The sequence below is a fragment of the Sinorhizobium numidicum genome (genome assembly GCF_029892045.1).
GTDB classification, from domain to species: Bacteria; Pseudomonadota; Alphaproteobacteria; order Rhizobiales; family Rhizobiaceae; genus Sinorhizobium; species Sinorhizobium numidicum.
In genome coordinates, this window is the sequence record NZ_CP120368.1 from 202,813 (window position 1) to 216,608 (window position 13,796).

Sequence of the window (13,796 nt, forward strand, 5' to 3'; positions counted from 1 at the left end):
TCGGCTTAGTTCGCCGGAGCCGGGGCGGTCTGGCCGTCCTGGGCTGCCTCGGCGGGCTTTGCTTCGGTCGCGCCGGTTGCCTCCGGCGTCGGCAGTGGTGCCGGGCTGTCGGCCTGTTCGCGCAGCCAGGCGAGCAGGTTGGCGCGCTCGTCGGCCTTCTTCAGGCCGGCAAAACCCATGGCCGTGCCGGGAACGTGCTTCTTCGGCGCTTCGAGGAAGTAGCTCAGGTGGTCGTAGTCCCATACGACCTTGCCGCCCTCGGAGAAGGTCTTCATTCCGGCGGAGTAGCTGAAGCCCTCATGCGATGCGACGGGACGGTTGACGACGTCCCAGAGGTTCGGGCCGACCTTGTTCGCTCCGCCCTTCTCCACGGTGTGACAGCTTGCGCATTTCTTGAACACGGCCTCACCGGCGGAGGCGTCGGCCTTGGCGAGCATGGGTGCGATCGGCTCGGACTTTGCTTCCTCGCCGCCGGCAGCACCGGCGTCGGCGGTCGGTTCCTCGGCGACAATCGCGAAACCTTCCTTCTCGGGAGCTTCGGAATGGAAAATGCCTTCCGATGCAATGGACACGGTCATCAAAACGAAGACCGTACCCAACAAGGCACCCACACCCATGTTCACATATGGATTCATCTGCAAACGCTCCCTTTGCCACCGGCGCAAACAAAAACCCGGCCCATCTTGAAATCGCGCGGAACCTATGTCTTTTGGCTCTGCGTTGCAACAGAGATTATAGGCCCCGAAGTGAGACCTTTTGACACTTTCGGCGGGTTTTTGAAGGCTTGACAATGAATCGCGAAAAATCGGGAAAAACCCTGGTGCTCATTCCGGCGCGTCTGGCGTCGACCCGCCTTCCGGGCAAGCCGCTTGCCGACATTTGCGGCCTGCCGATGATCGTGCAGGTTGCCAAACGCGCCGCGGAGGCCGATGTCGGACGGATCGTCGTCGCCGTCGACCATCGTGACGTGTTCGAGGCGGTCAGCGACGCTGGTTTCGAGGCGATCATGACGCGGGTCGAGCATCAGTCCGGCTCCGACCGCATTCACGAAGCTTTGCTGAAAGCCGATCCGGAAGGTGAGGTCGAGATTGTCATAAACGTGCAGGGCGATCTGCCGACCATAGAGCCCGGACCTATTCGCGCAGCGCTGAAGCCGCTCGAAAACGCCGCGACCGATATCGCAACCCTGACCGTGGCGATCACCGACGAGCACGAAAAGACCAATCCGAATGTCGTCAAGGTGGTCGGTTCGCCCCTCTCCGAAAGCCGTCTGCGCGCGCTTTATTTCACCCGCGCGACGGCCCCATACGGCGAAGGCCCGCTTTATCACCACATCGGTCTCTACGCCTATCGGCGCAAGGCACTCGAAACTTTCGTGTCGCTGAAGCCATCGGTCTTGGAAAAGCGCGAGTCGCTCGAGCAATTGCGGGCGCTGGAAGCCGGCATGCGCATCGATGTCGAGATCGTCGACTCCGTGCCGCTCGGCGTCGATACGCCGGCCGATCTCGAGAAAGCCCGTCGCATTCTTTCCGCCAAAGCCTGAGAGGAAACCCTGACGTGACCGCAAAGACCAACAGGATTTCCTTCCAGGGCGATTACGGCGCCAATTCCGACATGGCCTGCCGCGACATGTTTCCGTCGATGGAGCCGCTGCCCTGCCAGACCTTCGAGGACGCTTTCGTGGCGGTGGAGAATGGCGAGGCCGATCTCGCCATGATCCCGATCGAAAATACCATTGCCGGCCGCGTCGCCGACATCCATCACCTGCTGCCGGAATCGCGCCTGCACATCGTCGGCGAATATTTCATGCCGATCCGTTTTCAGCTGATGGTGCTTCCGGGCGTCAAGCACGAGGAGATCCGCACGGTGCACAGCCATATCCATGCGCTCGGCCAGTGCCGCAAGATCGTCCGCGCCAACGGCTGGAAACCGGTGGTCGCGGGTGACACGGCCGGTGCCGCCAAGCTCGTGTCGGAAACGGGCGACCGCTCCATGGCGGCGCTCGCCCCGCGCCTGGCTGCGGATCTCTACGGTCTGGAGATCATCGCCGAGAATGTCGAGGATACCGACAGCAACGTCACGCGTTTCGTCGTGCTCTCGCGTGAGGAACAGCGGATCGCCAGGGCCGCGGACGACGAGCTGATCATCACCACCTTCGTCTTCAACGTGCGCAACATTCCGGCCGCTCTCTATAAGGCGATGGGCGGCTTCGCGACCAACGGCATCAATATGACGAAGCTCGAAAGCTACCAGCTCGGGGGCAAGTTCGTCGCCACGCAGTTCTATGCAGATATCGAAGGCCACCCCGACGACGAGCCGGTGCGCCACGCGATGGACGAATTGCGCTTCTTCTCGGAAAAGGTGCGCATCCTCGGCACCTACCGGGCGCATCCGATGCGCGGCGTGCTCTGAGCAGGCGTGCCGGCCACAGCAAAAGATGCAAAATCCGTTAACCGGCCACGCGTTTCGTGCATGCCTAATTTGCAATCATGGCGGTACTTAAATCTTAGGCAAATGCCTACTTAGCTCCCGTAAAGATATGGAGCTAAAAAGATGAAGATCCGTCAGAAGATTATGGAATACGCAAAGATGCGCCGCGCTGTCCGTGAGCTGAAGGCTCTCGACGATCACGCCCTCAGCGACATCGGTGTTTCCCGTTCGCAGATTCACGCCGCCGTTTACGGCCGCTAAGACCGCATTGCCTGCGCGCCTGAAAAAGATCGCGTGGGCGCGGTAAATCTCCGCACCCCGCCGCAACCGGCGGCGTGCGGGCAAAACATTCCCGGCTCATTCGTCTCCGGCTCATTCGTCTAAAGACAAACCCTCAGGCGGTGTCCGGCCGGATCGAGGGTGACGAACATCGGTCCGAAATCCTCCTACTGCATGTTTCCTTAAATCGGAGCCAATTTTAGGGTAAAAACGTGCAGCAATTCAAAGTGCTACAGCGACTTTCGTGCGTCTGAAAGACGCACGGCGCTGTAGACGGCAGCGCTCAGCTTCGCTCCGGCCAGGCAAGCCAATCGCGCATCAGCTGGTGGGCGATAGCGCCCTTCGGCGGCGGAATGTGTTCGTCTCCGGTATCGGCGACGCCGGTGGTGCGCTCCAGCATGGCTTCGGTCTCCGCCCGCGTGAACCAGCGGACATCCTCGAGCTCCTGTTCGTCGCGCTTGATCGCCGTCGTCTTCGCCTCGGCGTAGCAGCCGATCATCAGCGAGTGGGGCAGCGGCCAGGGTTGCGAGGCGTGATAACGCACCCGGCCGATGCGAATGCCTGATTCCTCCAGCGTTTCGCGGCGTACGGCGTTCTCGATCGTCTCACCAGGCTCAAGGAAGCCGGCGAGGCAGGAATACATCCCCGGTGCGAAGTGCGGGCTGCGTCCGAGGAGGCAAAGATCGCGTTCGATATCGATCGTCAGCATGATCACGACCGGGTCGGTGCGGGGAAAGATCATGTGATTGCAGGCGGTGCAGGTCCGCCGGTAACCTCCGGCCCCGCCCTCCATCGGGCCGCCGCAACGGCCGCAGAAACGGTTGTTGGCGTTCCAGACGATCAGGCTCGATCCCTGGGCAAACTGCCCGAGCAGTTCCTCCGACAGCATCTGCTGGCGGTAGAGCATGCGCGCGTCGGCGATCTTGAACGGCTCCGGTACGGTTTCCTCCGTCAGTCCGGACGGGACGGCCAGACGCGGTTCGCCGTTCGGCAGATAGCCGAGCAGGATAGTTTCATCGAGGGTCGGCTCAAGGCCTGCGAGCTCATAGGGCGCGAAGAGCGGATCGATGATCTTCTCGTCATGCTTGACGATCAGCTTGGCGCCGGAAAAGGCGAGAAAATGCGCGCCTGGATCTTTCAGCGCCGTTTCGACGCAATCGTCGGGACGATGCTCGGACCGCCGGTCCAGATGGTTTTCCGCGAAAGCGACGAGGGTGCTCGGCTCCGGGTGTGGGCTGTGAAGATCAAAAATCGTTTTCGTCATGCTCAGAGATTTTCCAGAATACGGGATGCGAATGCCTGATGGTCTTGTTCCGGCCACGGCTCGGCCTTGCCGTAGCCCCAGACCGGGCCCGGCCAATTGGGGTCACCTTCGCGGCGGGCAATGATATGCACATGGAGCTGCCGGACGATGTTGCCGAGCGCGCCGATATTGATCTTTTCGGCGCCGGTCACCTTTTTCAGGGCAGTCGCCACCATGTTGGTCTCGAAGGTCAGCATCGTCTGGTCGAGCGGCGTCAGCTCGTAGACTTCGGAGATGCCCGCACGTTGGGGAACGAGGATCAGCCACGGCCAGCGGCGGTCGTTCATCAGGCGCAGCTGGCAGAGCCCGATCGAGGCGATGGGGATGCCGTCGCGCTGAAGTCGCTCGTCGAGGGTGAAAGCCGTCAAGAAAATCTCCCCAGCAGTGGACCGGATTCGTTTTGTTTTGCACATCGATATCAGTTTTTTGACAGCTTGGCTTGCATTTGCTTGCGATATTGCCGATATGGAAGCCGGGAGGTTGGTGGTGGACGAGCCACTCGCCAACCGGGTCAGGTCCGGAAGGAAGCAGCCCTAACGAGCCCCGGCACGGGTCATCGTGCCAGCCTCCCACCTTCTCCGTCCTGTCGGGACAAGAGTTCGAACAGCGGCAGGGTCGATGAGCGACGAAGCGCCCATTTCATCCGAACAGAAACCAGCCGCCTATCGTGTTCTGGCGCGCAAATACCGCCCCAAGGACTTCTCCGATCTCATGGTCGGCCAGGAGCCGATGGTGCGCACGCTCACCAACGCCTTCGAGACCGGCCGCATCGCGCAGGCCTATATGCTGACAGGCGTACGCGGCGTCGGGAAGACGACGACCGCGCGTATCCTGGCGCGGGCGCTGAACTACAAGACCGCTGAGATCGACAAGCCGACGATAGACCTGCGCGTGCCGGGCGAACATTGCCAGGCGATCATGGACGGCCGCCATGTCGACGTGATCGAGATGGACGCCGCCTCGCATACCGGCATCGACGACATCCGCGAGATCATCGAGCAGGTGCGTTACCGGCCAGTTTCGGCGCGCTACAAAGTCTATATCATCGACGAAGTACACATGCTGTCGACGCAGGCCTTCAATGGCCTGTTGAAGACGCTCGAAGAGCCGCCGGAGCATGTGAAATTCATCTTCGCGACGACTGAGATCCGCAAGGTTCCAATCACCGTTCTCTCGCGCTGCCAACGCTTCGACCTCCGGCGCATCAGCGCCTCCGATCTGGTCGGACTCTTTTCCACCATCCTCACCAAAGAGAGCGTGCCCTTCGATCCGGAAGCCTTGGCGATGGTAGCTCGGGCGGCGGAAGGATCGGCGCGCGACGGCCTGTCACTGCTCGATCAGGCGATCGCCCATGGCGGCGGCTCCGTCGAGGTGGAGACGGTGCGCTCGATGCTGGGGCTCGCCGACCGCGCCCGCATCGTCGATCTCTTCGAACATGTGATCAAGGGCGATGTCACCACGGCGCTCCAGGAATTCGCCGCGCAATATGAAGCGGGCGCCAATCCGACGGTCGTTCTCACCGATCTTGCCGATTTCACCCATCTGGTCACGCGTCTGAAATATGTTCCTGATGCGGTCAACGACCAGTCTCTAAGCGAGATCGAGCGCACCCGCGGTGCCGAATTCGCCGGTAGCGTTGCGGTCACCGCCCTGTCGCGCATCTGGCAGATGCTGCTGAAGGGCATTCCGGAGGCGGAGAGTTCGGCGCGGCCTGCCGGCGCTGCCGAGATGGTGTTGATCAGGCTTGCCCATGCCGCCCATCTTCCATCGCCGGAAGAGGCCGCGCGCCGCATGCTGGAGCTTTCAGCCGGCGATGCAGGCGGCGGGCGTCCGGCACCGAACCGCAGCAGCGGCAGCGTTCCGGTGCAGACAGGTGCGCCCGTAGAGGCCCGTTCCGCGGAATCGCCGCCCATCCAGCGGCCGTCCAGCAACGGCGCCACCATGCTGCGCGCTATGCCGGATGCCGCGCCGCAGCCGATCACGCTCGGTCGCATCGAGGAAAGGCCGGTCGCGGCGCCTGTCGCGAAACCGGAGCCAAAGGTTCCGGTCAATTCCGTCAGCGACATTGCCGATCTCTGTGGGAAGAACCGGGACATCAAGCTCAAGACTCTGGTGCGAGGCTTTCTGCGGCTCGTGCATCTCGAGCCGGGCAGGCTCGACGTCAATCTTCCGGACGACGCGCCGAAGACGCTGCTGGGCGAACTGGCCGTCAAGCTCAAGGAATGGACGGGCATTCATTGGGTCGTCAGCTACAGCCGCGAACCCGGCGAGCCGACGCTCGTCGAGGCAGAGCAGCGCGCTCAGGAGCAGCGGGTCAATGATGCGCGCCAGGATCCGGACGTTGCCGCGATCCTCGCTCGCTTCCCGGGCGCCAAAATCACCGACGTGCGCATTCGCGCAGCGGAGCAGGAAATCGAAATGACCGCGCCGGCGGCAGCCGAGTCCGAAGACGGTGACATCGTGCCGGGCGACGACATCGAATAGGCGCACATTTCCGGGCCGAGCAATTCAAACTGTTGCAGCGAGCTTTATGCCTCTGAAAAGACGCACGGCGCTGTAGAGAATACCGAAATACAAAAGAACAGGAGACAGCGATGCGCGACATCATGGGCATGATGGGCAAGGTCAAGGAAATGCAGGAGAAGATGGAGAGGATGCAGGCGGAGATCGCCGCGCTCGAAATCGACGGCACATCCGGCGGCGGTCTCGTTACCGTGCGCCTTGATGGCAAGGGCCAGATGAAGAGTCTCAAGATCGATCCCTCGCTTTTCAAGGAAGATGATGTCGAGATCCTCGAAGATCTGATCGTTGCCGCGCATAAGGATGCCAAGGACAAGGCGGAAGTCATACAAGCGGAAAAGACCCGCGAATTGACCGCCGGCCTGCCGATCCCGCCGGGCATGAAGCTGCCGTTCTGATCGGGTCAGCATCGCCTCGATCCAACTTGACCGCTGGCACAAAAAGCATGTTAGCTTGCGGCTGGTCGAGGGAGGAATACCATGACTATCGCCACGCTGCTTGTCTTTGCGGGAGCACTTTTGATTGCCGCCGGATCGCCCGGACCAAGCATCGCAGCTCTGGTCGCCCGCGTCCTGTCCAAGGGCGCGCGCGACGTGCTTCCGTTCCTGGCGGCAATGTGGATCGGCGAGGCAATCTGGCTCTCCTTTGCCGTTGCCGGCCTCGCGGCAATCGCCGAGACCTTGCACTGGCTGTTCGTCGCGATCAAATGGGCCGGCGTCGCCTATCTGCTCTTCCTCGCTTGGAAAATGTGGTCGGCGGAGCCGGATCTGCCGGGCCAGAGCCTGCCGGAAACGCGCTCGGCGACAAAGCTCTTCCTTGCCGGCCTGACGATCACGCTCGGAAATCCAAAGATCATGATGTTCTATGTAGCGCTGCTGCCGTCGATCATTGATCTTGGCTCCGTGACGTTCGTCGGCTGGACGGAACTCGTCGCCACCATGTTCGTGGTGCTCGTCGTGATCGATCTCGGCTGGGTGTTGATGTCGGCCAAGGCACGTCAGTTCCTCAAGAGTCGCCGAGCGGTCAGAATCGTCAACCGCGCCAGTGCCGGAACGATGGCCGGTGCGGCCGTCGTGATCGCGACGCGCTGAGCCGTCGAAGGCGATTCCGTTTGCCGCTGATATGGGCTAGAAGCGGGCATGGCAAAGCGAGTCACCGGTCCCGAAATTGAAAAACTTATTCAGCTCCTGGCGAAGGTGCCGGGCCTTGGCCCCCGTTCCGCCCGCCGGGCGGCGCTGCACCTCGTCAAGAAGAAGGAGCAATTGCTCGGGCCACTGGCCGAGGCGATGGGCGAGGCCCATCGCAAGGTTCGGATCTGCTCATGCTGCGGCAATGTCGATACGATCGATCCCTGCAGCGTCTGCACAGACGAGCGGCGCGACCGGTCGGTGATCATCGTCGTCGAGGACGTCGCGGATCTCTGGGCGCTGGAGCGCGCAGGTGCGATGAACGCCGCATATCATGTGCTCGGCGGCACGCTGTCTCCACTCGACGGCGTCGGGCCTGATGACCTCAATATCAAGGGGCTGATCGAGCGTGTGGCAGAAGGCGGAGTGCGCGAGCTGATCATCGCGGTCAACGCGACCGTCGAGGGCCAGACGACGGCGCATTACATCACCGATCAGCTTGAAGGCATGGAAGTGAAGATCACCCGTCTCGCCCATGGCGTCCCCGTCGGCGGCGAGCTCGACTACCTCGATGAAGGCACGTTGGCAGCCGCCTTGCGGGCGCGCACGACAATCTGAGTCCCTTGCAAACGCTCATCTCACCGCGGGAAGCCGGATGTTGAAATTTCTTGCTGTTTTGATCCTTTCATTGGCGTCCTTTGCCGGATGCGTCCTTGCAGCTTCGAAAGCCGACGTGGAAAGCCAGTTTCGTCGATGGCTGCAGAGTGATCTCTGGCCGGAGGCGCAGAAAGCCGGCGTCTCGTCCGCTTCCTTCAAGGCGGCCTTCGCGAATGTGAAGCTCAATTGGGACCTGCCCGATCTCGCTCCCCCCGGCTTTCCGAAACCTAAGGAGCGAAAGCAAAGCCAGGCTGAGTTTTCCTCGCCCGGCTCCTATTTTTCGGAAAAGCGGCTGCAGGGCCTCGCGGCGACGGGACGGAGTCTTGCTTCCGCACATGCGGCGATCTTGAAGCGCGTCGAAAAGGCCTATGGCGTTCCGGGGCCGATCGTTCTCGCCATCTGGGGCAAGGAGTCGGGCTTCGGGCGGGCGAAAATCCCGCATCCGATCATGGACGTATTGGCAACGAAGGCTTTCATGTCGACACGGCCGGAGCTTTTTCGCCGTGAACTGATCGCCGCCTTGCACATTCTCGAAAGCGGCGATGTCAGGGAGGCGGAAATGCGCGGTTCCTGGGCGGGAGCCATGGGCCAGCCGCAGTTCCTGCCGTCGAGCTTTCTGAAATATGCGGTGGATTTCGATGGCGACGGCCGCCGGGATATCTGGAACTCCGTGCCCGACAGCCTCGCCTCGATTGCCAATTATCTGTCGCAGAAGGGCTGGCAAGGCGGCCGCGACTGGGGCTTCGAGGTGTCGATCCCCACAGGGGTTTCCTGCGCCCAGGAAGGGCCGGATCTCGCCCGGCCGATCGCCGATTGGACCGGTATGGGCATAGGCCGCATCTCCGGCAAGGCGTTTCCGCCGTCGGAGCGCTCGGCGTCGGGCATGATGCTGGTGCCGGCAGGGACTCACGGGCCGCAGTTCATCGTCACGCCGAACTTCTACGTGATCAAAGAATACAACAATTCCGATCTCTATGCCCTTTACATCGGCAATCTCGCCGACCGCGTCGCCTCGAGCGGCGGCGCATTCCGCGGCACATGGGGTGACGTCGGAAAGATGTTGCGATCCGATGTTCTCGGCATGCAGAAGGCGTTGGTTGCGATCGGCTATGACGTCGGCAAGGCGGATGGATTGCCTGGCTACAAGACACGCCGCTCGCTCGGCGAATGGCAGGCGAAAAACGGTCTGAAGCCGACGTGCTTCCCGGACCCGTCGCTGAAGACGAAGCTGCGCTGAGGCTTATCAATGATTGGGGCGGGGGCGGGTCCCATGCCCGTCCAGCCCGTTAGCTAGCGCCTCAATGCATCTCGACCGGCCGCTTGTAGCGCTCGTAGTGGCCGGGAACGATGGTCTGCCGCTCAATCATCCGGTGAACGCGCGGCGGCTGTGCGCCGCGGTGTAACGCCGTCAGCTTGTCGCCGACCGCTGCGTCGGCCTGCGTGCGCCGCTGGTTATGGCGGACATATTCCACCCAGGTCGGCACATGATAAGTCTCGGTCCAGGTGGTCGGGTTCTCGAGATCGCGCATCAGTGCCCAGTGCCCGGCGCCGTCGCGAATGCGGATGCGGCGCCGTTCGGCCATGGTCGTCAGGAACTCGGGGATGTCGGGCTCGGCGATCTCGTAGTCGATCATGACGACGATAGGCCCGCTGCGCGGCTTCAGGTCGAGTTCGAGCAGCGGCTCGTTGAAACGGTTGAGGGGATCGAGGTTCAACGATGTGAACTCCGGCAGCGCGAAACGCACGCCGATCGCGATGCCCGCCAGCATCAGAAGGCAGGAGCCGATCAGCGCGTCTGCGGCTCCGTATTGCTCGGCCGCCACGCCCCAGAGCCAGCTGCCGCCGGCGATGCCGCCGAAGGTCGTCGTCTGGTAGAGCGAGAGCGCTCGGCCGACCACCCAGCGCGGCGTGGAGAGCTGGACCGTCGTATTGAACAGCGAGAGCGCGAGCACCCAGCAGGCACCGGAGACGAGCAGGACGAGAGAGGTTAGCCAGGCCTCCGCGCTGATCGCCGTGACCGCGGCGCTCGCCGCGAACCCGGCAAAAGCATAGCGCACGATCGCCTCGCTCGACAGGAGCTCCCTGAGCCGGGCGCTAAGGAGGGCGCCGCCGATCGCACCGAGCCCGAAGGCGCCGAGCATGATGCCGTAAGTGAGCGGGCCGCCGCCGACGAGATCGCGTGCGACAAGCGGCAACAGGGCGAGGATGGCGCTTGCCGACAAGCCGAAGACGAAGCCTCGCAGCAGGACCTTGCCGATATTGGGCGACATGGCCACATAGCGAAGGCCGGCCGAAACTGCCCGGCCGAGCGTCTCGCGCGGCAAGGGGTTCTCGGGAACTGTTGGCCGCCAGCGGGCGAGGGCGAAAAGGATCGCGAAATAACTGAGCGTGTTGGCCGCGAAGGCGGCCGCGGCGCCGGCGGCGGCGACGATCGCGCCGCCGATCGCCGGGCCGACGCTGCGGGTGATATTGAACCCCATGCTGTTCAGGGCGACTGCCGCCGGCAGATCGTCGCGCGGTACCATATCGCCCACCGAAGCCTGCCAGGACGGGTTGTTGAGCGCGGTGCCGCAGCCGATAAGGAAGGTAAAGAGCAGCAGGAGCCACGGAGTGATGAGGCCGAGATAGGCGCAGATCGTCAGAAGCGCCGAGACGGTCAGCATGAAACACTGCGCGATGAGCATGATCCGGCGCCGGTCGAAATTGTCCGCGAGCGCGCCCGACACCAGCGAGAAGAGCATGATCGGCAGTGATATGGAGGCTTGCACCAGTGCCACCATGTTCACCGATTGGGAGATGGATGTCATCAGCCAGGCGGCGCCCACGGCCTGGATGAGCCCGCCGAAATTGGAGGCGAGACTGGCGATCCAAATGGTGCGGAAGGTTTCGTGGCTGAAGGGAGCCAGCGGCGATATGCGGTTCGTCACCTCGTGATCTCTTTCATTTGACCTGATGCCCGTATGCCTCGTTATAGAGCGCGAAATGTGACATGCCAGCCGCTTAAAATTGCCATTGGCGCATGGGGAGCGCCATTTGCGCGTTGTCCGGCCGGACGCGGCCGCAAGCCTTGCAATTTGCGGCGAGGAAGCGTATATGAGCCTCAAATTCTTGATCGGTAGATGAAGAGTGGGCCCCGTCAGGACCCGCTCTTTTTTATTAGCCGGTCCGATGAGGAGACGATCGTTTGTCCGATAAGACAACGGCTGAAAATGCAAATGAACCTCGGCTGATCACCGAAACCGGCCTCGATCAGCGCGTTGCCGATATTGTCGAACCCGTGCTCGTGCAGATGGGTTACCGGCTTGTGCGCGTGCGCATGTCCGGCCAGAACGGCCTGACGCTGCAGATCATGGCCGAACGTTACGATGGCACCATGACCGTTGAAGACTGTGAAGAGGTCTCGAAGGCCATATCGCCGGTCCTCGATGTGGAAGATCCGATCGATAAGGCGTATCATCTCGAAGTGTCGTCGCCGGGAATCGACCGTCCGATGGTGCGTAGGTCCGACTTCGTCCGCTGGCAGGGCCATCTGGTGAAGTGCGAGACTTCGGTGATGGTCGAGGGGCGCAAACGTTTCCGCGGCAAGATCGTGTCGGTGGATGAGGAGGGCTTCCGCCTCGAGCGCGACCAGCCCGCCTATGGCGAGGAAACGGTTGTCGCAATCCCGTTCACCGCCCTTTCGGAAGCACGGCTGATCCTGACCGACGACCTGATCCGCGACGCGCTGACGGCCGACAAGAAGGCGAAGGCTGCGCGCGCCGCCAACGAAAACTTCGAAGACGAAGATTCAGATATCGAATAAGGCAGGTCGCGCTTTTCAGGCCCCTGCAACCAGACGGAGACAAGACATGGCAGTCAGTGCTAACCGGCTCGAACTTCTGCAGATCGCAGATGCTGTGGCACGCGAGAAGGTGATCGACCGCGAGATCGTTCTGGCCGCGATGGCGGATGCGATCCAGAAGGCGGCCCGCTCGCGCTACGGCTCGGAATCGAACATCCGTGCGGATATCAATTCGAAGACCGGCGAGATACGCCTCCAGCGCCTTCTGGAGGTGGTCGAAAAGGCTGACGACTACTCGACCCAGATTCCGCTGGAGCTCGCGCGCGATCGCAATCCGGACGCCAAGATCGGCGACTTCATCGCCGATCCGCTGCCGCCGATGGATTTCGGCCGTATTGCGGCACAGTCTGCCAAGCAGGTGATCGTGCAGAAGGTTCGCGAAGCCGAACGCGACCGCCAGTACGAGGAATTCAAGGACCGTGTCGGCGAGATCGTCAACGGCACCGTCAAGCGCGTCGAATACGGCAACGTCATCGTCGATCTCGGCCGCGGCGAAGGTATCATCCGCCGCGACGAGATGATCCCGCGCGAAAATATGCGTTATGGCGATCGGGTTCGTGCCTTCGTCTACGACGTGCGCCGTGAGCAGCGCGGTCCGCAGATCTTCCTGTCGCGTACCCATCCGCAGTTCATGGTCAAGCTCTTCACCATGGAAGTACCGGAGATTTATGACGGCGTCATCCAGATCAAGTCGGTCGCCCGCGATCCGGGCTCGCGCGCCAAGATCGCCGTGGTCTCGAACGATAGCTCGATCGATCCGGTCGGCGCCTGCGTCGGTATGCGCGGCTCGCGCGTGCAGGCCGTCGTCGGCGAACTCCAGGGCGAGAAGATCGACATCATCCCGTGGTCGCAGGATCCGGCTTCGTTCATCGTCAATGCTCTGCAACCGGCCGAAGTGGCCAAGGTCGTTCTCGACGAGGACGCCGAACGCATCGAGGTCGTGGTTCCGGACGAGCAGCTCTCGCTCGCCATTGGCCGTCGCGGCCAGAACGTGCGCCTCGCATCGCAGCTGACCGGCTGGGACATCGACATCCTCACCGAGCAGGAGGAAAGCGAGCGCCGTCAGAAGGAATTCAACGAGCGCACTCAACTCTTCATGGAGGCGCTGGATGTCGACGAAATGGTCGGCCAGGTGCTTGCCTCCGAAGGCTTTGCCCAGGTCGACGAGCTCGCCTATGTCGATCTCGACGAAATCTCCTCGATCGAGGGCTTCGATGAGGAGACTGCAATCGAGATCCAGACGCGGGCCCGCGAGTATCTGGACAAGCTCGAGGCTGAAATGGACGCCAAGCGCAAGGATCTCGGCGTTTCCGACGAACTGCGCAAGATTGACGGCCTGACCAGCCAGATGCTGGTCGCTCTCGGCGAAGAAGGCATCAAGACGATGGAGGACTTCGCCGGCTGCGCCGCGGATGACCTCGTCGGCTGGACCGAGCGCAAGGACGGCGAGACCAAGCGCTTCGAGGGCATCTTCTCGAAGCTCGAGGTGACCCGCGAGGAGGCTGAAGCGATGATCGTTCAGGCGCGCCTGGCGGCTGGTTGGATCACCGAAGAAGATCTGGCGAGCCAGGAAGAAGAAGAAAAAGAAGAAGAAGCGCCGATCGAAGTCGCCGAAGGCGCGGACCAGGACGCCTGATCG

The 13,796-nt window shown here is 62.2% G+C and carries 14 protein-coding genes and 1 other RNA gene; 11 read left to right on the forward strand and 4 right to left on the reverse strand.

Going from position 1 to position 13,796, the window contains the following annotated elements; all coding sequences use genetic code 11:
* Window positions 1–5: 5 nt before the first annotated feature.
* Entirely contained in the window at window positions 6–635 is a 630-nt protein-coding gene (locus PYH37_RS12025) for a c-type cytochrome (RefSeq protein ID WP_280735171.1), read from the reverse strand.
* A 155-nt stretch (window positions 636–790) separates the two neighbouring features.
* Between PYH37_RS12025 and PYH37_RS12030 the strand changes: the two genes are divergently transcribed.
* The 3 genes from PYH37_RS12030 to PYH37_RS12040 all read left to right on the forward strand — a co-directional run bounded on the left by PYH37_RS12030 (window position 791) and on the right by PYH37_RS12040 (window position 2,691).
* Window positions 791–1,543 (forward strand): 3-deoxy-manno-octulosonate cytidylyltransferase, encoded by a 753-nt coding sequence (locus PYH37_RS12030; protein ID WP_280735172.1) that lies wholly within the window; start codon window positions 791–793, stop codon window positions 1,541–1,543.
* A 14-nt stretch (window positions 1,544–1,557) separates the two neighbouring features.
* On the forward strand, window positions 1,558–2,412 hold the full coding sequence (locus PYH37_RS12035) for a prephenate dehydratase (protein WP_280735173.1): 855 nt from the start codon (window positions 1,558–1,560) through the stop codon (window positions 2,410–2,412).
* Between the two features lie 141 nt (window positions 2,413–2,553).
* Window positions 2,554–2,691, forward strand: a complete 138-nt coding sequence (locus tag PYH37_RS12040; protein WP_280735174.1) for a DUF1127 domain-containing protein — start codon at window positions 2,554–2,556, stop codon at window positions 2,689–2,691.
* A gap of 301 nt (window positions 2,692–2,992) precedes the next feature.
* On the opposite strand, the gene nudC is transcribed toward PYH37_RS12040, so the two are convergent.
* Together nudC and PYH37_RS12050 are read right to left on the reverse strand one after the other, a co-directional pair.
* The gene (gene nudC / locus PYH37_RS12045) at window positions 2,993–3,973 is read right to left on the reverse strand and encodes an NAD(+) diphosphatase (protein WP_280735175.1); all 981 of its coding nucleotides are present in this window, start codon (window positions 3,971–3,973) and stop codon (window positions 2,993–2,995) included.
* A gap of 2 nt (window positions 3,974–3,975) precedes the next feature.
* Complete coding sequence (locus PYH37_RS12050) at window positions 3,976–4,380, reverse strand: HIT domain-containing protein (RefSeq protein WP_280735176.1); 405 nt, start codon at window positions 4,378–4,380, stop codon at window positions 3,976–3,978.
* 107 nt (window positions 4,381–4,487) lie between these two features.
* Between PYH37_RS12050 and ffs the strand changes: the two genes are divergently transcribed.
* The 6 genes from ffs (at window position 4,488) to PYH37_RS12080 (ending at window position 9,553) form a co-directional block, all read left to right on the forward strand.
* Window positions 4,488–4,585, forward strand: an RNA gene (ffs, locus tag PYH37_RS12055) — signal recognition particle sRNA small type.
* 45 nt (window positions 4,586–4,630) lie between these two features.
* Window positions 4,631–6,496: a DNA polymerase III subunit gamma/tau gene (locus PYH37_RS12060; protein ID WP_280735177.1), complete on the forward strand. Its 1,866-nt coding sequence runs from the start codon at window positions 4,631–4,633 to the stop codon at window positions 6,494–6,496.
* 110 nt (window positions 6,497–6,606) lie between these two features.
* Window positions 6,607–6,930 (forward strand): YbaB/EbfC family nucleoid-associated protein, encoded by a 324-nt coding sequence (locus tag PYH37_RS12065; RefSeq protein WP_280735178.1) that lies wholly within the window; start codon window positions 6,607–6,609, stop codon window positions 6,928–6,930.
* Between the two features lie 81 nt (window positions 6,931–7,011).
* The gene (locus PYH37_RS12070; RefSeq protein ID WP_280735180.1) at window positions 7,012–7,623 is read left to right on the forward strand and encodes a LysE family translocator; all 612 of its coding nucleotides are present in this window, start codon (window positions 7,012–7,014) and stop codon (window positions 7,621–7,623) included.
* Between the two features lie 48 nt (window positions 7,624–7,671).
* Entirely contained in the window at window positions 7,672–8,277 is a 606-nt protein-coding gene (recR, locus tag PYH37_RS12075; RefSeq protein WP_280735181.1) for a recombination mediator RecR, read from the forward strand.
* A 37-nt stretch (window positions 8,278–8,314) separates the two neighbouring features.
* Window positions 8,315–9,553 carry a lytic murein transglycosylase gene (locus tag PYH37_RS12080; RefSeq protein WP_280735182.1) on the forward strand — a complete coding sequence of 413 codons (1,239 nt, stop codon included), beginning with the start codon at window positions 8,315–8,317 and terminating at the stop codon, window positions 9,551–9,553.
* 61 nt (window positions 9,554–9,614) lie between these two features.
* On the opposite strand, the gene PYH37_RS12085 is transcribed toward PYH37_RS12080, so the two are convergent.
* The gene (locus PYH37_RS12085) at window positions 9,615–11,243 is read right to left on the reverse strand and encodes an MFS transporter (protein WP_280735183.1); all 1,629 of its coding nucleotides are present in this window, start codon (window positions 11,241–11,243) and stop codon (window positions 9,615–9,617) included.
* A gap of 257 nt (window positions 11,244–11,500) precedes the next feature.
* Between PYH37_RS12085 and rimP the strand changes: the two genes are divergently transcribed.
* Together rimP and nusA are read left to right on the forward strand one after the other, a co-directional pair.
* Entirely contained in the window at window positions 11,501–12,118 is a 618-nt protein-coding gene (gene rimP, locus PYH37_RS12090; protein ID WP_280735184.1) for a ribosome maturation factor RimP, read from the forward strand.
* Window positions 12,119–12,164: 46 nt separating this feature from the next.
* Window positions 12,165–13,793, forward strand: coding sequence for a transcription termination factor NusA (gene nusA / locus PYH37_RS12095; RefSeq protein WP_280735185.1), 1,629 nt, complete (start codon window positions 12,165–12,167; stop codon window positions 13,791–13,793).
* Window positions 13,794–13,796: the final 3 nt, after the last annotated feature.